The sequence below is a fragment of the Bradyrhizobium sp. 142 genome (assembly GCF_023074015.1).
GTDB lineage: Bacteria > Pseudomonadota > Alphaproteobacteria > Rhizobiales > Xanthobacteraceae > Bradyrhizobium.
On the sequence record NZ_JADPKQ010000324.1, the window covers coordinates 17620 to 39530 of the forward strand.

General features: G+C 63.9%; 20 protein-coding genes and 1 pseudogene. 9 read left to right on the forward strand and 12 right to left on the reverse strand.

The genetic code is table 11. The features are described from left to right. Positions 1-91 precede the first annotated feature (91 nt). On the forward strand, positions 92-385 hold the full coding sequence (locus IVA82_RS30050) for a hypothetical protein (RefSeq protein ID WP_247383329.1): 294 nt from the start codon (positions 92-94) through the stop codon (positions 383-385). An 18-nt stretch (positions 386-403) separates the two neighbouring features. Here IVA82_RS30050 and IVA82_RS30055 read toward each other — a convergent pair whose 3' ends face one another. From IVA82_RS30055 to IVA82_RS30070, 4 genes and pseudogenes are all read right to left on the reverse strand, one after another. Further along, positions 404-1123 (reverse strand): RraA family protein, encoded by a 720-nt coding sequence (locus IVA82_RS30055; RefSeq protein ID WP_247383330.1) that lies wholly within the window; start codon positions 1121-1123, stop codon positions 404-406. 140 nt (positions 1124-1263) lie between these two features. Beyond that, on the reverse strand, positions 1264-2145 hold the full coding sequence (locus tag IVA82_RS30060) for a phosphatidylcholine/phosphatidylserine synthase (RefSeq protein WP_247383331.1): 882 nt from the start codon (positions 2143-2145) through the stop codon (positions 1264-1266). 86 nt (positions 2146-2231) lie between these two features. Continuing rightward, positions 2232-2957: pseudogene (locus IVA82_RS30065) on the reverse strand (phosphatidylserine decarboxylase); the annotation flags it as partial. Positions 2958-3014: 57 nt separating this feature from the next. Next, positions 3015-4970, reverse strand: a complete 1956-nt coding sequence (locus tag IVA82_RS30070; protein WP_247383333.1) for an ABC transporter ATP-binding protein/permease — start codon at positions 4968-4970, stop codon at positions 3015-3017. Positions 4971-5172: 202 nt separating this feature from the next. Here IVA82_RS30070 and IVA82_RS30075 point away from each other — a divergent pair, with 202 nt between their 5' ends. Next, entirely contained in the window at positions 5173-5778 is a 606-nt protein-coding gene (locus IVA82_RS30075; protein ID WP_187436262.1) for a TIGR00730 family Rossman fold protein, read from the forward strand. A 4-nt stretch (positions 5779-5782) separates the two neighbouring features. Here IVA82_RS30075 and IVA82_RS30080 read toward each other — a convergent pair whose 3' ends face one another. The 4 genes from IVA82_RS30080 to cysS all read right to left on the reverse strand — a co-directional run bounded on the left by IVA82_RS30080 (position 5783) and on the right by cysS (position 9908). Then, entirely contained in the window at positions 5783-6160 is a 378-nt protein-coding gene (locus IVA82_RS30080) for a VOC family protein (protein ID WP_247383334.1), read from the reverse strand. A gap of 163 nt (positions 6161-6323) precedes the next feature. Further along, positions 6324-7922, reverse strand: coding sequence for a citramalate synthase (gene cimA / locus IVA82_RS30085; protein WP_247383335.1), 1599 nt, complete (start codon positions 7920-7922; stop codon positions 6324-6326). After that, on the reverse strand, positions 7919-8410 hold the full coding sequence (locus IVA82_RS30090) for a GNAT family N-acetyltransferase (RefSeq protein WP_247383336.1): 492 nt from the start codon (positions 8408-8410) through the stop codon (positions 7919-7921). Before IVA82_RS30090 ends, cimA begins: the two co-directional genes overlap by 4 nt. Positions 8411-8525: 115 nt before the next feature. Further along, entirely contained in the window at positions 8526-9908 is a 1383-nt protein-coding gene (gene cysS / locus IVA82_RS30095) for a cysteine--tRNA ligase (protein WP_247383337.1), read from the reverse strand. A gap of 290 nt (positions 9909-10198) precedes the next feature. Between cysS and IVA82_RS30100 the strand changes: the two genes are divergently transcribed. Continuing rightward, positions 10199-10504: a hypothetical protein gene (locus IVA82_RS30100; protein WP_247383338.1), complete on the forward strand. Its 306-nt coding sequence runs from the start codon at positions 10199-10201 to the stop codon at positions 10502-10504. A gap of 161 nt (positions 10505-10665) precedes the next feature. Beyond that, the gene (locus IVA82_RS30105; protein ID WP_247383339.1) at positions 10666-11856 is read left to right on the forward strand and encodes a DUF2865 domain-containing protein; all 1191 of its coding nucleotides are present in this window, start codon (positions 10666-10668) and stop codon (positions 11854-11856) included. A 57-nt stretch (positions 11857-11913) separates the two neighbouring features. On the opposite strand, the gene IVA82_RS30110 is transcribed toward IVA82_RS30105, so the two are convergent. Further along, the gene (locus IVA82_RS30110; protein WP_247383377.1) at positions 11914-12822 is read right to left on the reverse strand and encodes a DUF2189 domain-containing protein; all 909 of its coding nucleotides are present in this window, start codon (positions 12820-12822) and stop codon (positions 11914-11916) included. Between the two features lie 559 nt (positions 12823-13381). Here IVA82_RS30110 and IVA82_RS30115 point away from each other — a divergent pair. The 5 genes from IVA82_RS30115 (at position 13382) to IVA82_RS30135 (ending at position 17918) form a co-directional block, all read left to right on the forward strand. Then, entirely contained in the window at positions 13382-14215 is an 834-nt protein-coding gene (locus tag IVA82_RS30115; protein WP_247383340.1) for a cytochrome c oxidase subunit II, read from the forward strand. Between the two features lie 90 nt (positions 14216-14305). Further along, positions 14306-16081 carry a cbb3-type cytochrome c oxidase subunit I gene (locus IVA82_RS30120; protein ID WP_247383341.1) on the forward strand — a complete coding sequence of 592 codons (1776 nt, stop codon included), beginning with the start codon at positions 14306-14308 and terminating at the stop codon, positions 16079-16081. After that, positions 16081-16785 carry a cytochrome c oxidase subunit 3 gene (locus IVA82_RS30125; protein ID WP_247383342.1) on the forward strand — a complete coding sequence of 235 codons (705 nt, stop codon included), beginning with the start codon at positions 16081-16083 and terminating at the stop codon, positions 16783-16785. The genes IVA82_RS30120 and IVA82_RS30125 overlap by 1 nt, the downstream gene beginning before the upstream one ends. Before the next feature lie 14 nt (positions 16786-16799). Then, positions 16800-17516: a heme-copper oxidase subunit III family protein gene (locus IVA82_RS30130; protein WP_247383343.1), complete on the forward strand. Its 717-nt coding sequence runs from the start codon at positions 16800-16802 to the stop codon at positions 17514-17516. A gap of 9 nt (positions 17517-17525) precedes the next feature. Next, positions 17526-17918 carry a cytochrome C oxidase subunit IV family protein gene (locus tag IVA82_RS30135; RefSeq protein ID WP_247383344.1) on the forward strand — a complete coding sequence of 131 codons (393 nt, stop codon included), beginning with the start codon at positions 17526-17528 and terminating at the stop codon, positions 17916-17918. A 160-nt stretch (positions 17919-18078) separates the two neighbouring features. Here IVA82_RS30135 and IVA82_RS30140 read toward each other — a convergent pair whose 3' ends face one another. The 3 genes from IVA82_RS30140 to IVA82_RS30150 form a co-directional block, all read right to left on the reverse strand. Beyond that, positions 18079-19836, reverse strand: a complete 1758-nt coding sequence (locus tag IVA82_RS30140) for an NAD+ synthase (protein WP_247383345.1) — start codon at positions 19834-19836, stop codon at positions 18079-18081. Between the two features lie 232 nt (positions 19837-20068). Continuing rightward, positions 20069-20422, reverse strand: coding sequence for a diacylglycerol kinase (locus tag IVA82_RS30145; RefSeq protein WP_247383346.1), 354 nt, complete (start codon positions 20420-20422; stop codon positions 20069-20071). Between the two features lie 4 nt (positions 20423-20426). Then, complete coding sequence (locus IVA82_RS30150) at positions 20427-21815, reverse strand: 3-deoxy-7-phosphoheptulonate synthase class II (RefSeq protein ID WP_247383347.1); 1389 nt, start codon at positions 21813-21815, stop codon at positions 20427-20429. Positions 21816-21911: the final 96 nt, after the last annotated feature.

Consider the following 21911-nt stretch of genomic DNA (forward strand, 5'->3'; position numbering starts at 1 on the left):
CGCCTCCCGCTGCGGCCCTGCGCCACATCCGCGACGAGGGATCATGCAGTATTCTGTAGCCCTGCGGCATGCTCATGGCGGAGCCAACGCAATGGTGACACTGTTCAGCCTGCTCACAGCGCTTCCCGCGGTGCTGGCGCTGCACCTGCTTCAACCGGAGCTCGTCCTGCCGGCGTTCAGCATCCTGCTCTTTGCCGAGGCCGCCTTTGCCGTGATCGCAGCGCGCTTGCTTCACGTCCCCGACAATGCGGAACACATCACGCTGTGGGATCTTGCCGGCGGCTTCGCCTTGATCGGATGCGCAGCGGCGATGTTCGGCGAGCCGGATCAGGCCGCCCTGTTCTTGTCGGAACAGGGCAGCGCACGACCGGCGTCGCGGCCGTAGATCATCCCGGTCGCGCCGTCAGTGGATCTCCGCCGAGCGCTTCAGCGCGGCCTTCAGCTTCTCCAGCGAGAAGTCGGGGCTGCGGGCGATCTCCAGGATCGGCGTCTCGCGGCGGCCGCATAGCTCGGCCGCCTCGGGAAGTTTTGCGGCAACGTCGAGCGGGATCACGATGGCGCCGTGCTGGTCGGCGTGGATCAGATCGTCGGACTTCACGGTCATGCCGGCAACGCGCACCTCGCCGCCGAAGCTCTCGGCATGCACCCAGGCATGCGACGGGCCGATCGAGCCGGCGAGCGCCTGGAAACCAGGCGCCCATTGCGGGATGTCGCGGATCGAGCCGTCGGTGATGACGCCGAGGCAGCCGAGCGCCTTGTGCACGTTGCTCTGCACCTCGCCCCAGAACGCGCCGTAGCCGACGTCGGGGCCGTCGATGTCCTGGATCACCGAGATGCGAGGCCCGTGGCCGGTGCCAACATATTCGTAATAGTCGATGCGGCGCCGGGACTGCTCTTCCGGTGCCAGCGAGGATTTCAGCACGGAGCGGATCGCAACCGTGCGGGCATAGCCGACGATCGGCGGCAGGTCGGGGAACGGGCAGACCAGCTGCTTGGTGGTATAGCCGATCAGCCGGCGCTCGGGCGCCACGATCTCCATGGCGTTGCAGATCGTCGGCGTGTCATAGCGGCCCAGCGCTTCGAGGACGGCAGCGGGCAGCGGCCCGGTCGCGGTATCAGTCACGGCGTTCTCTCCCAGATTGGCGGCGGCTGTTTGTGCGATGCCGCCGGCACTGGGCGGATATAGCCGAGATCGGGCGTTGACCCAACTCAGCGCGACCCAACTCAGCGCGCCCTCATGGCAGATATCTCGAGTGTCGCTGCTCAGTGCAGCCGATCGGGCCGGTCGTCGTGCAGCGGCTCCGGCGCGCTTGCCGTCAGGGCCGAAGATGATGGCGGCGCCGCGACATCGGCTCCCGGCGGCGCGACAGCTTCCGTGGCGCGCGCCTGGTCGCGATAGGATTTGTAGCCGAGCGGCAAGCCCAGCAGATACAGCACCGTGCCGATCGAGAGCACGTGCCAGGGATAGGCGATCAGGATCGCGATGAAGACGATCACCGCGACAAACGCCGGCAGCACCAGCTCGGGCGGCACGCGCATGCGCTTGGTCTTGCCGGAGAACACCGGCAGGCGCGATACCATCAGGAAGGCGATCAGCAGCGTATAGCCGGCCGTCAGTGCCGCGGGCCAGCGGCCAAGATCGAGGAATGCGACATAAATCGGCAGCAGCACCGTGATCGCACCGGCGGGCGCCGGCACGCCGGTGAAGAAATTGGCGGCGAAGGCCGGCTTGTTGGGATCGTCCATGGTGGCGTTGAAGCGCGCCAGCCGCAGGCCGCCGGAGATCGCGAACACCATGGCGGCGATCCAGCCGGCATTGCCGAGCTCGTGCAACTGCCAGAAATACAGCATCAGGCCGGGCGCAACGCCAAAATTGACGAAGTCGGCGAGGCTGTCGAGCTCGGCCCCAAATTTCGACTGGCCCTTGATCAGGCGCGCGACGCGGCCGTCGATGCCGTCGAGCGCGGCGGCGAACACGATGGCATAGACCGCAAGCGACATCCGCCCCTCGATCGACAGCCGGATCGAGGTCAGCCCGGCGCAGATCGCCAGCAACGTGATGACGTTAGGCACCAGCATGCGCACCGGAATCGGGCGGAACCGCCGGCGGCGCACGTCGGGATCTTTGAAGTCATAGGGCGTCATTGGCTCGTCTTCACCTCACGGCGAGATATAGCAAGCCGCGTCCCCCTCCGCCATTGCGGCGAAAGGACGTTACACCGACTTAATGGTTAATTGGCGCGGTAGCCGCGGCTCGGGTCGTCACCAGCAAGATCGGCCAGGATGGTCTCGCCGGCGATCGCGGTCTGCCCTTCCGAGACCAGCGCCTTGGTGCCGATCGGCAGATAGACGTCAAGCCGCGAGCCGAAGCGGATCAGGCCGAACCGCTCGCCGGCGCCGATCGCCTGCCCTTCCTTGACGAAGCAGACGATACGCTTGGCGACCAGACCGGCGATCTGGATCACGCCGATCCGCGCCGTGGGCGTCGAGATCACCAGCGAATTGCGCTCATTGTCCTCGCTCGCCTTGTCGAGCTCGGCATTGATAAAGAGACCAGGCCGGTAGGCGATGCGATCCACCCTGCCCGCTACCGGGCTGCGGTTCACATGGCAGTTGAACACGCTCATGAAGACCGAGATGCGCGGCAGCGGCCGGTCGCCGAGCCCAAGCTCGGCCGGCGGCAGCGCCATGGTGATCATCGACACCCGCCCGTCGGCAGGCGACACCACGAGCCCCTCGCGCACCGGCGTCACCCTGACAGGGTCGCGGAAGAACAGCGCGCACCACACCGTGAGCGCGGTGCCGATCCAGCCGAGCGGCGACCACAGCCAGAACAGGAGAAGGCTAACCAGCGCAAAGCCGCCGATGAAGGGATAGCCCTCCTTGTGGATCGGCGGGATCTGACGCTGGATCGAATCGAGAATGGACATCGCTATCTGCCGCTCAGGGGTTGATGGCGCGGGTCGTCTCGCGCGGTGGAGTTGTTTAGGCCAGAGTTGGGACCGGAGACAAGCTCACTCCGCGGCCGCGGGCGTTGTGAGGACGTCGTCGACCGGCGGCGGCTCCCGGTTCGGCGCCTCGCTGCTGTCGGCGATCCGGGCCAGTTTCTCGCGCGCAGCCTCCGCCTCGCGCTGCCTGTTCCACATGCTGGCATAGAGGCCGCCCTGCGCCAGCAAATCGGCGTGGGTGCCGCGTTCGGCGATCCGGCCCTGGTCCAGCACAATGATCTCGTCGGCGCCGACGATGGTGGAAAGGCGGTGCGCGATCACCAGCGAGGTGCGGTTTTTCGCCACCCGGTCGAGCGCGCCCTGGATCTCGTGCTCGGTGTGGGTGTCGAGCGCAGAGGTGGCCTCGTCCAGCACCAGGATCGGCGGCGCCTTCAGAACGGTGCGCGCGATGGCGACGCGCTGCTTCTCGCCGCCGGACAGTTTCAAGCCGCGCTCGCCGACCTGGGTTTCGTAGCCCTTTGGAGCCATGCGGATGAAATGATCGATCTGCGCCAGCCGTGCCGCCTGCTCGACCTCGGCATCGCTGGCGTCCCAGCGGCCATAGCGGATGTTGTAGCGGATGGTGTCGTTGAACAGCACGGTATCTTGCGGCACCATACCAATGGAGGCGCGCAAGCTGGCCTGCGTGACCTCGCGGATGTCCTGGCCGTCGATCGAAATCCTTCCGCCGGAGATGTCGTAAAGACGGAACAGGAGCCGCGAGATGGTCGACTTGCCGGCGCCGGAGGGGCCGACGATCGCGACCGTCTTGCCGGCCGGCACCTCGAAGCTGATGCCCTTGAGGATCGGCCGCGCCGGTTCATAAGCAAAGCGCACGTCCTCGAAACGCAGATGGCCTGTGGTGACCAACAGCGGCTGCGCGTCGGGCATGTCCTTGATCTCGGCTTCGCGGCCGAGAACATTGAACATCTTCTCGATGTCGATGATCGCCTGCTTGATCTCGCGATAGACCATGCCCATGAAATTCAGGGGCTGGTAGAGCTGGATCATCATGGCGTTGACCAGCACGAAATCGCCGACCGTATTGGTGCCGTTGCGCACGCCGATCGCGCACATCAGCATGGTCGCGGTCAGCCCCAGCGTGAAGATTACGGCCTGCCCGGTGTTGAGCACGGCCAGTGACGTGTAGGCGTGGACGCTCGATTCTTCGTAGCGCGCAACCGATCGGTCGTAGCGCTGCGCCTCGCGGGCCTCGGCGCTGAAATATTTGACAGTCTCGTAGTTGAGCAGCGAGTCGATCGCCTTGGTGTTCGCCTCGGTGTCGGAATCGTTCATCTTGCGGCGGATGCCGATCCGCCACTCGGTCGCGATGTAGGTGTAGTACATGTAGACGGCGACCGTGATCAGGGTCGCGAGCACATAGCGCCAGTCGAACTGCCACAGCAGCACCGCGAGCAGCAGCGAGACCTCGACGATGGTCGGGATCAGCTGCAGGATCACCATGCGCACGATGACCTCTATGCCCTCGCGGCCGCGCTCGAGCACGCGCGTCAGGCCGCCGGTCTTGCGCTCGAGGTGAAAGCGCAGCGAGAGCTCGTGCATGTGAATGAAGGTGATGGTGGCAAGCTTGCGCACCGCGTGCATGGCAACGCGCGCGAAGATGCCGTCGCGCCATTGCGTCAGCACCGCCATCACGATGCGCATCGCGCCATAGCTCGCGGTCAAAAGCAGCGGCGACGCGATCACCCAGAGCTGCCAATTGTCCGCCTGCACCGGCGCGGTGTTGGCGCCTGTCAGCGCGTCCGTCGCCCATTTGAAGCTGAATGGCACCGTCAGCGTGATCAGCTTGGCGGCAAGCAGCAGCACCATCGACCAGACGACGCGCATCTTCAGGTCGAAACGGTCGCCGGGCCAGATATAGGGCCACAAATGCGCCAGCGTGCCTATCAGGGTGGCCCGCTCCAGCGGTCCGCCGGCAGGATCAGGAACGTCGGCGCCGCCGAGCGATTGAGGTTGGTCCATCAAAAAGCCTGAAGACCCGCCGGATGCGGGCAGCGTTGCGATTTTAAGATTTTCGCCCGTCATATAGAGACTTCCGGATGCCAGCGCACCCCGCCAGATGGCGAATCTTCGATTGTTTGTCGCCATTTACCGGTAGATTTCCGGTAGGTCCGAATCACCGATTGGGCTTGACGCCTCTTCGCTGCAATGCATCATGGCACCAATGAGCACGATCAAAACCGTCTGTGTCTATTGCGGCTCCGGCCCCGGAACCAATCCCAACTTCACCGAAGGCGCCAAGGCGTTCGGCAAGTCGCTCGCCGAGAGCAACATCCGCCTGGTCTATGGCGGCGGTTCGCTCGGCCTGATGGGCGCGGTCGCGACCTCCGTGCTCGATCACGGCGGCACCGTCACCGGCATCATCCCCGACTTCCTGCGGATGCGCGAGAACGCGCTGACCCGGGTGCAGGAGATGATCGTCACCCCCGACATGCACGAGCGCAAGCGGCTGATGTTCGAACGCTCCGATGCCTTCGTGGCGCTGCCGGGCGGCGTCGGCACATTGGAGGAGCTGGTCGAGCAGTTGACCTGGAAGCAGCTGGGGCGTCACGCCAAGCCGGTGCTGCTCGCCAACATCGACAATTTCTGGGAGCCGCTGTTCTCGCTACTGTCGCATATGCGCCAGACCGAGTTCATCCGCGCCGGCCTCTCGGTCGACATCCTCAAGGCCGATCGGATCGAGGAGATCTTGCCGAAGCTGAAGGCCGCGGCGGCACAGATCGCCGAAGCCGAGAAGGAAATGGCGCCGGAAGTGGCGCGCAGGCTGTAACGCTCTACTCTGCCGGAAACGTCACCGCCTCGATGCGGTTGCCGTCGGGATCGACGACGAAGGCGGCGTAGTAGCGCACGCGCTCGTGCGGGCGGATGCCCGGCGCGCCATCCGATGCGCCTCCGGCCGCAAGCGCTGCGGCATGAAACGCATCGACCTCGCCCGTCGTCTTCGCGCGCAGACAGATGTGAACGCCGCTCTCCGGTGCTACGGCCGCCATGCCCTCGCGCAGATTGATCCAGAATTCGGGATAGGCCTTGCCGAACCCGACCGTCCGCGGCCGCGTGACGAGGCGCGTGAGCCCGAGGGTAACGAGCGTTGCTTCGTAGAAGTTTGCGGAGCGATCGAGGTCGCTGACGCCGACGGAGATGTGGTCGATCATGGGTCGCGCTCCCGTCTCTCCTCCTCGTCATTGCGAGCGAAGCGAAGCAATCCAGACTGTTACCGCGGAAAGACTCTGGATTGCTTCGCGGAGCCTGTCATCGGGCCGCGCTTCGCGCGGACCCGTTGGCTCGCAATGACGGCGTTGTGGCGCCGCCGTCGCCCTACGCCGGCGCGCCCGATTTCACGAGCTTGTAGATCACCGAATCCATCAGCGCCTGGAACGAGGCGTCGATGATGTTCGGGGACACGCCGACCGTGGTCCAGCTGTCGCCATTCTCGTCCTCACTCTCGATCAGCACGCGCGTGACCGCGCCGGTGCCGCCATTGAGGATGCGCACGCGGTAGTCGATCAGCTTCAGCCCCTCGATATATCTCTGGTACTTGCCGAGGTCCTTGCGCAGCGCAACGTCGAGCGCGTTGACGGGGCCGTTGCCTTCTGCAGCCGAAATCAAATGTTCGCCGGCGACGTCGACCTTGACCACAGCCAGCGCGACGGTGACGCGTTCGCCCAGCGCGTTGTAGCGCTGCTCGACAGTGACGTCGAACTGCTCGACCTCGAAATATTGCGGCACCTTGCCGAGCGTGCGGCGCGCCAGAAGCTCGAACGAAGCATTGGCGGATTCATAGGCGTAGCCTTGCGCCTCGCGCTCCTTCAACTCTTCGACCAGCCGCGTCAGCTTCGGATCGCTCTTCTCGTAAGCGATGCCGGCGCGGTCGAGCTCGGCAATGACATTGGAGCGGCCGGCCTGGTCCGACACCAGCACCCTGCGACGATTGCCGACCAGCTCCGGCAACACATGCTCGTAGGTCTGCGGATCCTTCATCACGGCGGAGGCATGGATACCCGTCTTGGTGACGAAGGCGCTCTCGCCGACATAGGCCGCGTGCCGGTTCGGCACGCGGTTGAGCATGTCGTCGAGCGTGCGCGAGACCTTGACCAGGGTCGCCAGCTTCTCCGGCGTGACGCTGATCTCGAAGGCGTCGGCAAATTCCCTCTTCAGCTTCAAGGTCGGGATCAGCGAGCAGAGATTGGCGTTGCCGCAGCGCTCGCCGAGGCCGTTCAGCGTACCCTGGATCTGCCGCGCGCCGGCGCGCGCCGCGGCGAGCGAATTCGCCACCGCCTGCTCGGTGTCGTTATGGGCGTGGATGCCGAGATGATCGCCGGGAATGTGTTTTGTGACCTCGGTGACGATGGCCTCGACCTCGTTCGGCATCGTGCCGCCATTGGTGTCGCACAGCACGACCCAGCGCGCTCCGGATTCATAGGCGGCCTTGGCGCAGGCGAGCGCGAAGCTGGCGTCCTCCTTGTAGCCGTCGAAAAAATGCTCGCAATCGAGCATCACCTCGCGGCCGGCGGCCTTCGCGGCCGCGACGCTGTCGCGGATCGAGGCGAGGTTTTCCTCCTTGGTCGTCTCAAGCGCGACGCGCACCTGGTAGGCGGAGGATTTTGCCACGAAGCAGATCGCATCGGCCTTCGCTTCCAAAAGCCCGGCGACGCCGGGATCGTTGGAGACCGACCGCCCCGCCCGGCGCGTCATGCCGAACGCGGTAAAGTGCGCATGAGTCAGCTTGGGCCTGGTGCCGAAAAACTCGGTGTCGAGCGGATTGGCGCCGGGGTAACCGCCCTCGACATAGTCGATGCCGAGATCATCGAGCATCGCCGCGATGACCTGCTTGTCGGCCAGCGTGAAATCGACGCCATTGGTCTGCGCTCCGTCGCGCAGCGTGGTGTCGAACAGATAAAGACGCTCCTTGCTCATTGCGGTGCTCCGAGCGCCTTCTGCATGGTGGTGTTGGTGAGCCACTCGCCGTTGACGGTGACGGTGTTGCGCTGCTTGGCCGTATAGCCGCGCTTGGCGAAGAAGCTCTGTGCAGTGTCGCTGGCATCGACGGTCAGGTCCTTGGCACCGCGGCCGCCCGCGAGCTTTTCCAGCGCATCGACCAGCATCGTGGCGATGCCTTGCCCGGCCACCGCCGGATGCACGTAGAGCATGCGGACGTGATCGGTGCCGCGCAGCGAGGCGAAGCCCACGGGCGAGCCTTCCAATGTTGCGATCAGCGTCAGGTCGGAGGCCAGGCGGGCGCCGAACTCTTCGTCCTCCGCCGCCGCCATCCAGGCTTCCTGCTGCGCCTCGCTGTAGTCGTCGCCGGTCAATTCCTCGATGCTCGCTGCGAAGATCGCAGCGAGCACCGGCACGTCATCCGGCAGGAACGGCCGCAGTGCGGGTTTCGGCAAAGTCTGTCCCATCGTCTTCACCACATCCCATAGAGCTTGAGGGCCAGCGCCACCGCGGCCGCGAGCAGCAGGATCTTCAGCGCGATGTAATAGAGCCAGTGCCTCGGGAAAGGCGTGTCGGGCCGTTTCATCGCGCGATCTCCCAGGTCGTCCCGTCCTTGGAGTCCTTGATCGCGACACCCATCGCGGCGAGCTCGTCGCGGAGACGATCGGACTCCTTGAAATCCTTGCGGGCACGTGCGGCCGTCCGCTCCGAGATCAGGCGTTCGACCTCCTTGGCATCGACGCCGCTGGCCTGCTGCTTGCGGCCTTCCCATTGAGCGGCGCTCTCGGAAAGGAAGCCAAGCAGGCGTAACGACGCCGCCAAACCGCTCACATCGCCGTTGCGCAGACCATGCAGCGCAGCGATCGCGAGAGGCGTGTTGAGGTCGTCAAGCAGCGGCTCGACCACGGATGCAGCCGGCTTGCCGGGCTCGACGTCGGCAGCGACGCGATACCAGTCGTCGAGCGTCCTGGCGCTCTCCTCCAGCGACTTCATGGTCCAGTCGATCGGCGAACGGTAATGCGTCTTCAGCATGTTCAGGCGCAGCACCTCGCCCGGCCAGTCCTCGAGCATTTCGTGGATGGTGACGAAGTTGCCGAGCGACTTCGACATCTTCTCGCTCTCGACCTGGAGGAAGCCGTTGTGCATCCAGTAGTTCGCCATGCGCTCCTGGTGAAAAGCGCAGCAGGTCTGCGCGACCTCGTTCTCGTGGTGCGGAAACACCAGATCGATACCGCCGCCATGAATGTCGAAATGCTCCCCGAGATGCTTCCAGGCCATGGCCGAGCACTCGACGTGCCAGCCCGGACGTCCCGGCACAGCGATGCCAGCCGGCGACGGCCATGAAGGCTCGCCCGGCTTGGACGGCTTCCACAGCACGAAGTCGGTGGCGTCGCGCTTGTAGGGCGCGACATCGACGCGGGCGCCGGCGATCATCTCGTCCAGCGAACGCTTTGAGAGCGCGCCATAACGCGGCAGCGTGGAATTCGCCGCGTTCATCGCCTGCGGCGAGAACAGCACGTGGTCCTCGGCGACATAGGCAAAACGGCCGGCGATCAGCCTTTCGATGATCTCGCGCATCTCGCCAATATGCTCGGTCGCGCGCGGCTCGACGCTCGGCCGGAGCGCGCCAAGCGCGTCGACGTCGGCGTGAAACTGCTTGCCGGTCTGCTCGGTGACCTTGCGGATCGCCTCGTTCAGCGGCAGGCCGGGAAAATCGCGCGCGGCGCGGTCGTTGATCTTGTCGTCGACGTCGGTGATGTTGCGGACATATTTGACGTGCGCCTCGCCATAGAGATGGCGCAGTAGCCGAAACAGCACGTCGAACACGATCACCGGCCGCGCATTGCCGATATGGGCGAAATCGTAGACCGTCGGTCCGCAGACATACATGCGGACGTTGTTCGCATCGAGCGGCACGAAAGTGCGCTTTTCCCGGCTCAGCGTATCGTAGAGACGCAATTCCATATGGATACCCGTCGGCTGTTGGCCGGGCGTCCAGTGCTCTCAATGGTTTTGAGAAAAGACGGCTCCCGCCAGCGAATCGCTAGCTCGTAATCTCGCGGCAAATGCCGCAAATGGCGAGGAGACCGTTCATGCGGAACATATGGGCCACCAAGGGCCCATGCGTCAAGAGAGCCGCGAAAAAGCCGCTTTGCCTCCGCAAAGCGCGCCCACCCCGCCATGATGGTTCATCATCATTAACCTTTTGAGTTTATTTGGAAGCTGGCGGTTCCCTTAAACCCCGGTGCTCCCCCATGCGATCCCTGTTCGCGCTCGTCTCGTTCGCCGCCATCGTCGCGGCATCCAGCGCATCGGCCGAGACCCGCGTTTTCATCATCGCCAACCAGGCAGATGGATACGGGGTCGACCAGTGCCTGGCCAGAGGCGAGAAATGCGGCGCGCAGGTCGCGCGCACCTACTGCCGGTCGCGGGATTTTGCCCAGGCCTCGGCCTTTCGCCGGGTCGATCCCGATGAAATTACCGGCTCAGTCCCCAAATCCGGCGCAAACTGCTCCCATGGCCATTGCGACGAATATGTCGCAATCACCTGTCAGCGCTGAATTCTCTCGGAGCTGGCGGACCTTAGGCCCAATCTTTGGCCCCTGAAACGACGTGACGGTGCCGCAGGAAGCGGCTATTGGAGGGCGCGCTTCGGCCCCCCAAGTCACTTCGGCCCCAAGTCACTTCGGCTTCTAAGTCATTGGGCCGTGACCTCGCTAGAATGGCGGATATGCCTGAATTTTTGTCCCTGCCCCGTCCTCGCCTCGTCCTTGCCTGCACCGTGCTCTTGAGCGCAGCCGTGCTCGCCACCGGCGCTTTCGCGCAGGCCGGCCCGCCCGGACCGCCGCCTCAGCCCGGTCAAAACGGACTAGGGCCGAACCCGATGTGCTCACGGCTGGAAGGCCAGCTTGCCGCACTCGATCGTGGCGGCAGCGGCGACCCAGCACGCGAAGACCAGATCCGCCGCTACCAGGATTCCCAGGCCAAGCAACAGGCCGAGCTCGACCGCGTCACCATGCAGGCCAAGCGCATGGGCTGCGATTCCTCCGGCTTCTTCTCGCTGTTCAACGGCCAGTCGGCGCAGTGCGGCCCGGTCAACACCCAGATCCAGCAGATGCGCGCCAACCTGGACCAGATCACCGGCAATCTCGAACGCCTGCGCGGCGGCGGCCCCGGCGGCTTCAGTCCGGAGCGCGACAGTCAGCGTCGCTCGGTGCTGGTCGCCCTCGCGCAGAACAATTGCGGCCCGCAATACACCAACGCCGCGCAGTCGCAGGGCGGCAACTTCCTGAGCAATCTGTTCGGCGGCAACAACGCCAACAATCCGCAAGGCGTCCCGCCAGCCGATCTCGGCCCGCAATCCGGTACCTATCGTACCGTGTGCGTGCGCACCTGCGACGGCGCCTATTTCCCGGTCTCATTCGCGACGGTGCCGGCGCGCTTCCCCGACGACGAGAAAACCTGCAAGGCGCTGTGTCCGGCGGCCGACGCCTCGCTCTATACCTATCGCAATCCCGGCGAGGACATGAACTCCGCCGTCTCCGTCAGCGGCCAACCCTACACGGCGCTGCCGACCGCATTCAAATTCCGCAGTGAGTTCAATCCGTCCTGCTCCTGCAAGGCCGCGGGCCAGAGCTGGGCGGACGCGCTGAAATCGGTCGACGACAAGGCCGCCGCCGAGCAGCAGGGTGACATCATCGTCACGGAAGAGAGCGCCAAGAAGATGCAGCAGCGTCAACTCACCAAGGGCGCGCCTGCGAGCAATGCCAAGAAGGGCGCTGCTCCGGTGCCGCCGACCGCCAACGCACCGGCCGCCACACCGCCCGCGGATACGGGCACAGCCACGACGTCCTCCGAGAACAAGCCGATCCGTTCGGTCGGGCCGAGCTTCCTGCCACAGCAGCAGAAGTAGACCGTTACTCTCTGACATGCCGCGCGAAGGCGGCCGCCAGGAGCGGCCGTTTCGCTGTTACCGCTCACCCTCGCGGCTCCACGGGAAGAGGTTGGCCGGAAAGTCCGCTGCGTAGCGCCTTCCCTTCGGGGGCGGCGGCGGCTCGTCCGGTGGATTCGGATTCGGCTCGACCGCCCGCCGATAGAGGTGCCAGGTGGCATGACCGAGCACCGGTAGAGTGACAGCGAGACCGACGAAGAGCGGCAGCGAGCCTATCACGAGCAGCGCCGCCACGATCAGACCCCAGCCGGCCATCGCAACCGGATTCGCCGCTACCACTCGGAGCGACGTGCGGATCGCATCGATCGCAGTCGCATGCCGGTCGAGCATCAACGGAAACGACACAACGCTGACGCACAGGGCCACAACCGCAAACAGGAAGCCGACACCACAACCGACAATAATGAGCGACCAGCCTTCCGGTGTCGTCAGCACGCGCGTTGCGAAGTCAGGAATACTTGCAGCCGGCGCATGACCGAAGATTGTGACGTAGATTGCATTCGCGGCACCGATCCAGGCCCCGAACAGGACGAGCAGGAGTACGCCAAGCTCGAGCATGGCGCCAAACGACGGTGCGCGCAGCACCTTGATTGCGTCCCACGCACCGACCTCCTCGCCGCGCTCGCGGCGACGGCTGAGTTCGTAGAGACCGATCGCGGCAAAGGGGCCGACCAAGGCAAACCCGGCGGCCAGCGGAAAGAGCAGCGGCAGCACCGAATAGCCGAGCACCATCCTGAACAGGACGAGGCCGAGAACGGGATATATCACGCACACAACGATCGCGTGACTTGGCATTGCCTGGAAATCCTCCCAACCCAGGCGCAGCGCCTCGGTCAGGTCGGACAAACTGATCTTGCGAGTGGGATAAGAGGCCGCTTCGCCGAATATGTGCCGCCTCATGGTGTGGTGAGAGTACAGAGTGGCCATGAACGCACCCTCCCGTGCTGAAAGTCGCGGCGGCGATAGCACGGCTTTCCAGCCACGCGTGTCCGCCTCTTGAGCGAGAAACGCGATGGGCCGAGTACGGCATCCCAGGTTCAACGAAACGAGCCTGGCCGGACGGAACCCGTCGCGACCTACCTTGCGAGATTAGCGCGCGCGGGGCATGGCTGCACTCACGGTTGGGTGAATTGTGCATCTGCACAGATTTGTGCGCTGCATCACCCAAGACGCCGCCGTCAGCTTCACAGGTGTCGCCGACTTGCCGGGCGAGACGCTCATGCCACGTCAGCACGTCTACATGCTCTCACGTCTACATGCTCTATTGACGCCGGGTTCGGCGCGGATCATTTTAAACGTGTAGACGCCCTCAACTCCGATGAGATTGTTGGTCGCGACCGTTCTCTTGATTTCGCGACCGTGGAATGGGCGAGGCAACAGGCCGGCGATGGCACATGTGCCGACCAAGAAAAGTCAGCCATCGCGACAGACGTGAGCTCCGCCCTGAATTCGTATCCGTAGCCTTTGATGGCAAGGATGGATCAGGATGGCTGTCGCACTGATACTGCTTCTGGTCGCGATCGGCTCGGTGCTGTTTCACCTCTACAGCCCTTGGTGGTGGACGCCGATCGCCACTAACTGGGCCTATATCGACCACACCATCAGCATCACGTTCTGGATCACGGGCTTCGTTTTCGTCGCGGTCATCGCCTTCATGGCCTATTGCGTCTTCCGCTTTCACCACAAAGAGGGAAGACGGGCTGACTACAATCCGGAAAACAAAAGGCTCGAATGGTGGCTGAGCGTCGGGACGGGCGTCGGGGTTGCAGCCATGCTGGCGCCTGGCCTCGTGGTCTGGCACCAGTTCGTGACAGTGCCGGCGGATGCCACCGAGGTCGAGGTCATGGGCCAGCAATGGCAATGGAGCTTCCGCCTTCCAGGCAAGGATGGGCAGTTGGGCACATCCGATGTCCGCAACATCGCCTCGGACAATCCGATGGGAATCAATCGCGACGATGCACATGCGCAGGACGACGTCGTGATCGAGAATGGCGACCTGCACCTTCAAGTTGGGAAGCCGGTCAAGATTCTCCTCCGCTCGGTTGATGTCCTGCACGATTTCTACGTGCCCGAATTCCGGGCCAAGATGGACATGGTCCCGGGCGTGGTGACCTATTTTTGGATAAATCCGATCCGAACCGGAACGTTCGATGTGCTCTGTGCAGAGCTTTGTGGCGCAGCTCACTATCAGATGCGGGCCAAGGTCATCATCGACGAAGAGCGTGAATATCACGCTTGGCTGGGGCAACAGAAGACGTTTGCAGAATTGTCGCCCGGAAACACCATCGTGAAGGCGACGTATCAATCCGGCGGCAAGTAGCAACGCGCCGCCGCGACAATAAATCGGGTGAAATCGGGTGCGTGAGACGAACTCGTCGCTCCCGATGGAAACGACCGAGGAGGTATTTCTATGGTCGATATTCCATATGAAGGGATCCCAGACATCCCGCCTGCCGAAGTGCCTGATGTCGAGCTCTATCATCCGAGGAGCTGGTGGACACGGTATGTCTTCTCGCAGGACGCCAAGGTGATTGCCGTTCAGTACGCACTGACAGCCTCGGCCATCGGGCTGGTGGCCCTGGTGCTGTCGTGGCTGATGCGACTGCAACTGGGATTCCCCGGCACCTTCTCTTTCATCGATGCCAATCAGTACCTCCAGTTCATCACCATGCACGGCATGATCATGGTGATCTACCTGCTCACCGCATTGTTCCTGGGCGGCTTCGGCAACTACCTGATCCCGCTGATGGTCGGCGCTCGGGACATGGTCTTCCCCTATGTGAACATGCTGAGCTACTGGGTCTACCTGCTTGCAGTCCTAGTGCTGGCCTCGACGTTTTTCGTGCCCGGCGGCCCCACCGGCGCCGGCTGGACCCTGTACCCACCGCAAGCAATCCTCTCCGGAACGCCCGGGCAGGATTGGGGCATCATTCTCATGCTGTCGTCCCTCATCCTGTTCATCATTGGCTTCACCATGGGCGGGCTGAATTATGTGGTCACGGTGCTCCAGGCGCGCACCCGCGGCATGACGTTGATGCGCCTGCCCCTGACGGTATGGGGCATTTTCACGGCGACAGTCATGGCGTTGCTGGCATTCCCTGCACTGTTCGTTGCCTCGGTCATGCTGCTGCTCGACCGTCTCTTGGGAACCAGCTTCTTCATGCCCTCCCTTGTCGAGATGGGCACGCTGTCGAAGTATGGTGGCGGCAGCCCGCTGCTCTTCCAGCATCTGTTCTGGTTCTTCGGCCACCCCGAGGTCTATATCGTCGCCCTGCCCGCCTTCGGCATCGTCTCCGATCTGATCAGCACGCATGCGCGCAAGAACATCTTTGGTTACCGCATGATGGTCTGGGCGATCGTGGCCATCGGCGCGCTCAGCTTCATCGTCTGGGCGCACCATATGTATGTAAGCGGCATGTTCCCGCAATTCGGGTACTTCTTCGCCACCACGACGCTCATCATCGCCATCCCCACCGCGATCAAGGTCTACAACTGGGTGCTGACCCTATGGCGCGGCGACATTCATCTCAGGGTGCCGATGCTGTTCGCCCTCGGCTTCATCATCACCTTCGTGAACGGCGGGCTCACCGGCCTCTTCCTCGGCAACGTCGTCGTGGACGTGCCGCTCTCGGATACCATGTTCGTGGTCGCACATTTTCATATGGTGATGGGTGTGGCGCCGATCATGGTCGTTCTCGGCGCGATCTATCATTGGTACCCCAAGGTCACCGGGCGGATGCTGAACGATGCCCTGGGCAAGTTTCACTTCTGGGTCACCTTCCTCGGCGCCTACTTGATCTTCTTCCCCATGCACTATCTTGGACTGCTCGGGGTTCCGCGCCGGTATTTCGAACTCGGCGACGCCGCGTTCATCCCGTCCTCGGCCCATTCGCTGAATGCCTTCATCTCTGTGGTGGCCTTGACCGTCGGCTTCAGCCAAATGGTGTTCCTGTTCAATCTTGCCTGGAGTTTGTTCAAAGGAGAGGCCGCTGGCGGCAATCCGTGGCGGGCGACGACGCTGGAGTGGCAAACGCCGGAGACGCCTCCCGCGCACGGCAACTGGGGCAAGGAGCTCCCGATCGTGTACCGCTGGGCCTATGACTACAGTGTCCCCGGCGCCGACGAGGACTTCATTCCTCAGAACCAGCCGCCGCGCGCGACGCAGGTGGTTCAGGGAGCTGCTTAGTGAGCGCCATCATCCTGTTCCTCGCTGTGATCGCGGTCATCGCCGGATGGTGGCTGTCGCAGCAGCGCCTGACGGCCAAGCCCTGGCTCGAGGAAGGCCCGGTCGGTGACTTCCCCGGCGGCGATACCATGACCTGGCCGGCAGCGAAGATCGGACTTGGCGTGTTTCTCGCCGTCGCAGGCTCATTGTTCGTCCTCTTCATCAGCGCCTACTCGATGCGCATGAACGTGATGGATTGGCGGGCGCTGCCCGTGCCCCGGCTGCTGTGGCTCAACACGGGCGTCCTGGTCCTGAGCAGCGGCGCGCTACAATGGTCGTACGTGGCCGCACGCCGACACGATGTTGAAGGCGTCATGATCGGCCTGCTCGCGGGCGGAGCATCCGCCGTGATCTTCCTCGCCGGTCAGCTCCTGGCCTGGCAACAGCTCGGAGCTGCCGGATATTTCATGGCGTCCAATCCGGCAAATTCCTTCTTCTACGTGTTGACCGCGGTGCACGGGCTGCACCTGACGGGCGGCCTCGTGGCCCTCGGCCGAACCTCAGCCAAAGTGTGGCGTGGCGCTGAGGCCGCCGACATGCGCTTGAGCGTCGAGCTGTGCGCCATCTACTGGCATTTCCTGCTGCTGGTCTGGCTTGTCCTGCTCGGACTTCTCACCGGCTGGACCGACGAGTTCGTCAACATCTGTCGCCAATTGCTGAGCTAGGGAGGCGAGACCAGATGGCTGTGCTGACAAATCCGGGCCAATCGCCTGCGCGGCTTGAAGGCTGGCGCGGAATTGCCGCCGACTGGGCGTCCGATCAGCGAACGTTCAAGAACGTGTCCTGGGGCAAGGCCATGATGTGGATCTTTCTCCTCAGCGACACCTTCATCTTCAGTTGCTTCCTGCTCTCGTACATGACGGCGCGTATGTCGACCACCGTGCCGTGGCCCAACCCCAGCGAAGTCTTCGCTCTCAACTTAGCCGGCAGGCATATTCCGCTGATCCTGATCGCCATCATGACCTTTATCCTGATCAGCAGCAGCGGCACGATGGCGATGGCCGTCAATTTCGGCTACCGCCGCGATCGCGTCAGAACCGCCGCCTTGATGCTTGCGACGGCAGCCTTCGGCGCAACCTTCGTCGGAATGCAGGCCTTCGAATGGACCAAGCTGATCATGGAGGGCGTCCGGCCCTGGGGCAATCCGTGGGGTGCGCCGCAGTTTGGTGCGAGCTTCTTCATGATCACCGGCTTCCACGGCACCCACGTGACATTCGGTGTGATCTTCCTGATCGCCATTGCGCGAAAGGTCTTGCGCGGCGACTTCGACGTCGAGAGGCGCGGCTTCTTCACGAGCCGCAAGGGCTACTACGAGATCGTCGAGATCATGGGCCTGTACTGGCACTTCGTCGATCTCGTGTGGGTATTCATCTTTGCGTTCTTCTATCTTTGGTGAGGGCGGCGCATGACAAACGCGACGGTACACATGGAAGGACAGCTCCACGCTCCGGCGCATGGCGCAGTCGCAACAGCAGCCGTGCACGCCAAGGGGCAACAGCACCCGATCAAACTCTACCTCGTGGTCTGGGGCTGGCTGTTTGTCCTCAGCACTTGCTCCTACCTCGTCGACTACTTTGGCCTACATGGCTATATGAGGTGGTCGCTGATCCTGCTGTTCATGGTGTTGAAGGCGGGTCTGATCGTCGCCGTCTTCATGCACATGGCCTGGGAGCGGCTGGCCCTCGCCTATGCCATCCTGCTGCCACCCATCGCGGTGTTGGTGTTTGTGGCGATCATGGTGCTCGAATCCGAATACACCCACTTGCTTCGGGTGCTGTTCTTCGCAGCCCCGTCGTAGCGGCAAGCCGAGTTCTCACCTCGCTTCACTGTCATGCCCCGCTACAGTATCCCGTGGCAGGGGTCGGATTCTACAACGTGCGCCGCGGTGTACTGGATCATCCGCATTCGCGGATGATGACAGCGTGGTGGATGGCGACACCGCCCGTCTCTCTCCGGTGCTACCCCTCGAACGCGTCGATCGAGGCCTGGTTGCCGCGCGAGACCAGCGTCTCATCCGGCGCGGGCAGCGCCTCGCCGCTGTCGCGAAAGCGATTGGTAATGGGATAGCGGCGGTCGCGGCCGAAATTCCTGGCCGTCACCTTCACGCCGGGCGCGGCCTGGCGACGCTTGTATTCGGCGACGTTGAGGAGATGGTCGATGCGCACCACCGTCTCGCGGTCGAAGCCGGCGGCGATGATCTGGTCGAGCGGCTCTTCGCGCTCGATCAGACGCACGAGGATGGCATCGAGGACGTCATACGGCGGCAGCGAATCCTGATCGGTCTGGTTCTCGCGCAGCTCCGCCGTCGGCGGGCGCGTGATGATGTCGGGCGGGATGACCTCGCCCGCAGGCCCGAGCGCGCCCTCTGGCTTCCATGTATTGCGCAACGCCGCCAGCCGAAACACCTGCGTCTTGTAGATGTCCTTGATCGGATTGAAGCCGCCGTTCATGTCGCCATAGAGCGTGGCATAGCCGACCGACATCTCCGACTTGTTGCCGGTGGTCACGACCATCAGCCCGGTCTTGTTGGAGATCGCCATCAAGAGCGTGCCGCGGGTGCGGGCCTGAAGATTTTCCTCGGTGATATCTGGCGGCAGATTCTTGAAGACGCCTTCGAGGATGGCCTCGAACCCGTTCACCGCTTGCGCGATCGGCAGGACCTCGTAGCGGATGCCGAGATGGCCCGCGAGTTCGCCGGCGTCCGCGATCGAGCTCGCCGCGGTGAAGCGATAGGGCAGCATCACGCCGTGCACCTGGTCGGCGCCGAGCGCATCGACCGCGATGGCCGCGCACAGCGCCGAATCGATGCCGCCGGAGATGCCGAGCAGCAGGCCGGGAAAACCGTTCTTGGCGACGTAATCGCGCAGGCCGAGCACGCAGGCGGCGTAATCGGCCTGGTCGCCTTCGGGCTGGGCGGCGATCGGGCCGGTGCAGCGCCAGTCGTCGCCGGTACGGGCGAAGCGCAGCGTGGTGATGCCTTCCTCGAACGCGGGCAGTTGCGCAGCGAGCGAGAGGTCGCCGTTGAGCGCGAAGGAGGCGCCGTCGAACACCAGCTCGTCCTGGCCGCCGATCTGGTTGAGATAGACCAGCGGCAAGCCGCACTCGGTCACCCGCGCCACCGCCACCGACAGGCGCACGTCGTTCTTGTCGCGGGCGTAGGGCGAGCCGTTCGGCACGAGGATGATCTCGGCGCCGGTCTCGGCCAATGTCTCGACCACGTTCTCGTAGTCCTCGGACTCTTCCAGCCAGATGTCCTCGCAGATCGGCACGCCGATGCGTAACCCGCGCACGGTCACCGGGCCGGCCGCGGGTCCACGCGCAAACAGCCGCTTCTCGTCGAACACGCCATAATTCGGCAGATTGCATTTGAAGCGCAGAGCGGCGATGCGGCCGTCGTCGAGCAGCGCGCAGGCATTGTAGAGCCTGTCGTCCTCGACCCAGGGAGTGCCGACCAGCATGGCCGGGCCGCCATCGGCGGTCTCTCGCGCAAGCGCCTCGATCGCGGCGCGGCAGGCGGCCTGGAAAGCCGGCTTCTGCACCAGGTCTTCCGGCGGATAGCCGGCGATGAACAATTCCGGAAACAGCACGAGATCGGCGCCGTCGGCTTTGGCTCGTGCCCGCGCCGCCCGCGCCTTCGCGGCATTGCCCGCGATGTCGCCCACGACCGGATTGAGCTGGGCGAGCGTGACCGCGAATTCGTTGAGACGTTGTGTCATCGAGCGCTCTCGTTCACCTCTCCCGAAGGGAGAGGTCGGATTGTGTCTGGCGATGCGAAGCATCGTCCAGTGCAATCCGGGTGAGGGGTTACGGTCTCTCGTGGGACCTGAGCCCCCTCACCCGATTTGCGCGCGACGATGCTACGCATCGCGAGACGCAAATCGACCTCTCCCCGTTGGGGAGAGGTAAAGGAGGCTCGGACACCCTTGCTCAATCAGCATCCTCCGGGAGCTAGACGAAACCCAACCGCTCGACGAGCGCAAAAATCCAGAAAGCGCCGGCCATCAGGAGCGCGACGCCGACCGCGGCCGAGCCCATGTCCTTGACGCGGCCGATCTGCTTGTCGTGATCCATGGTCAGGCGGTCGGCGAGTTTTTCGATCGCGGTGTTGAGCAGCTCGACCACCAGCACGAAGGCGACCGCACAGACCAGCTCGATCGCGCGCATCGCGGTCGCGCTGATGAACCAGGCTAGCGGCAACGACAAGAGGAGCGCAAAAATCTCCTCGCGGACGGCCTGCTCCGAGCGGAACGCAAAGGCCAGACCGTTGCGGGAGTTGATCGTGGCCTTCCAGAACCGCAGCAAGATCTTAGAGCCCCGCTGCGGCCGGCATCGGCCGGACCTTGCCGGCGCGTTCCTGCTTGAGCAGCTCCGCGACCAGGAAAGCCATATCGATGGATTGCTCGGCGTTGAGGCGGGGATCGCAGACCGTGTGGTAGCGGTCGTTGAGATCCTCGTCCGTGATCGCGCGGGCGCCGCCGAGGCATTCGGTGACGTCCTGGCCGGTCATCTCCAGATGCACGCCGCCGGCATGGGTGCCTTCGGCGGCATGGATCGTGAAGAACGACTTCACCTCCGACAGGATGCGATCGAACGGCCGCGTCTTGTAGCCCGACGTGGAGGTGATGGTGTTCCCGTGCATGGGGTCGCACGACCAGACCACGACCTTGCCCTCGCGCTTCACCGCGCGGATCAGGTTCGGCAGATGCTCGCCGACCTTGTCGGCACCGAAACGGCCGATCAGGGTCAGCCGGCCCGGCTCGTTGTCGGGGTTGAGCACGTCGATCAGCTTCAGCAGCTCGTCGGCTTTTAGCGACGGGCCGCACTTCAGCCCGATCGGATTCTTGATGCCGCGGAAATATTCGATATGGCCGTGGTCGAGCTGGCGGGTGCGGTCGCCGATCCAGATCATATGGCCTGACGTCGCGTACCAGTCGCCGGTGGTGGAATCGACGCGGGTCATGGCCTGCTCGTAGCCGAGCAGCAGCGCCTCGTGGCTGGTATAGAAATCGGTGGCGCGCAGCTCGGGATGGCTCTCCAGATCGAGGCCGCAGGCCTGCATGAAGTTCAACGCGTCCGAGATGCGGTCCGCCAATTCCTTGTAGCGGCGGGACTGCGGCGAATCCTTCAGGAAGCCCAGCATCCACTGATGCACGCTGCCGAGATTGGCGAAGCCGCCGGTGGCGAAGGCCCGGAGCAGGTTGAGCGTCGCGGCCGATTGGCGATAGGCCATCAGCTGGCGCTGCGGATCCGGCACGCGCGCTTCCTTGGTGAAGGCGATGTCATTGACGATGTCGCCGCGATAGCTCGGCAGCTCGACGCCGTCGATCTTCTCGGTCGGCGAGGACCGCGGTTTTGCAAACTGCCCGGCGATGCGGCCGACCTTCACCACCGGCACCGCGCCGGCATAGGTCAGCACCACCGCCATCTGGAGCAGCACGCGGAAGAAATCGCGGATGTTGTTGGCGCCGTGCTCGGCAAAGCTTTCGGCGCAGTCGCCGCCCTGGAGCAGGAAGGCCTCGCCGGCCGCAACCCGCGCCAGCGATTTCTTCAGATTGCGCGCCTCGCCCGCGAACACCAGCGGCGGAAAGGTCGCAAGCTGCGCCTCGACGTCGGCCAGGGCCTTGGCGTCGGGATAATCCGGCACCTGTAACACCGGCTTGCTGCGCCAGGACTCGGGCGTCCACCGCTCGGACATCGCAATCTCTCCGTAAAGCGAAAAGTACAACCTGATCTGTGGGTTGCGAGGGCCGCCTTATACACAGGCCGGCCGCCCGCCGCCAGTTGTAAATCC

Excerpts from the sequence above, each read along its gene's own strand:
- IVA82_RS30140 (WP_247383345.1), bottom strand. The coding sequence starts at position 19,836 with ATGACACAACGTCTCAACGAATTCGCGGTCACGCTCGCCCAGCTCAAT.
- IVA82_RS30135 (WP_247383344.1), top strand. The coding sequence starts at position 17,526 with ATGACAAACGCGACGGTACACATGGAAGGACAGCTCCACGCTCCGGCG.
- IVA82_RS30110 (WP_247383377.1), bottom strand. The coding sequence starts at position 12,822 with ATGGCCACTCTGTACTCTCACCACACCATGAGGCGGCACATATTCGGC.
- IVA82_RS30080 (WP_247383334.1), bottom strand. The coding sequence starts at position 6,160 with ATGATCGACCACATCTCCGTCGGCGTCAGCGACCTCGATCGCTCCGCA.
- IVA82_RS30050 (WP_247383329.1), top strand. The coding sequence starts at position 92 with ATGGTGACACTGTTCAGCCTGCTCACAGCGCTTCCCGCGGTGCTGGCG.
- IVA82_RS30100 (WP_247383338.1), top strand. The coding sequence starts at position 10,199 with ATGCGATCCCTGTTCGCGCTCGTCTCGTTCGCCGCCATCGTCGCGGCA.
- cimA (WP_247383335.1), bottom strand. The coding sequence starts at position 7,922 with ATGAGCAAGGAGCGTCTTTATCTGTTCGACACCACGCTGCGCGACGGA.
- IVA82_RS30075 (WP_187436262.1), top strand. The coding sequence starts at position 5,173 with ATGAGCACGATCAAAACCGTCTGTGTCTATTGCGGCTCCGGCCCCGGA.
- IVA82_RS30130 (WP_247383343.1), top strand. The coding sequence starts at position 16,800 with ATGGCTGTGCTGACAAATCCGGGCCAATCGCCTGCGCGGCTTGAAGGC.
- IVA82_RS30105 (WP_247383339.1), top strand. The coding sequence starts at position 10,666 with ATGGCGGATATGCCTGAATTTTTGTCCCTGCCCCGTCCTCGCCTCGTC.
- cysS (WP_247383337.1), bottom strand. The coding sequence starts at position 9,908 with ATGGAATTGCGTCTCTACGATACGCTGAGCCGGGAAAAGCGCACTTTC.
- IVA82_RS30060 (WP_247383331.1), bottom strand. The coding sequence starts at position 2,145 with ATGACGCCCTATGACTTCAAAGATCCCGACGTGCGCCGCCGGCGGTTC.
- IVA82_RS30090 (WP_247383336.1), bottom strand. The coding sequence starts at position 8,410 with ATGGGACAGACTTTGCCGAAACCCGCACTGCGGCCGTTCCTGCCGGAT.
- IVA82_RS30115 (WP_247383340.1), top strand. The coding sequence starts at position 13,382 with ATGGCTGTCGCACTGATACTGCTTCTGGTCGCGATCGGCTCGGTGCTG.
- IVA82_RS30120 (WP_247383341.1), top strand. The coding sequence starts at position 14,306 with ATGGTCGATATTCCATATGAAGGGATCCCAGACATCCCGCCTGCCGAA.
- IVA82_RS30070 (WP_247383333.1), bottom strand. The coding sequence starts at position 4,970 with ATGGACCAACCTCAATCGCTCGGCGGCGCCGACGTTCCTGATCCTGCC.
- IVA82_RS30150 (WP_247383347.1), bottom strand. The coding sequence starts at position 21,815 with ATGTCCGAGCGGTGGACGCCCGAGTCCTGGCGCAGCAAGCCGGTGTTA.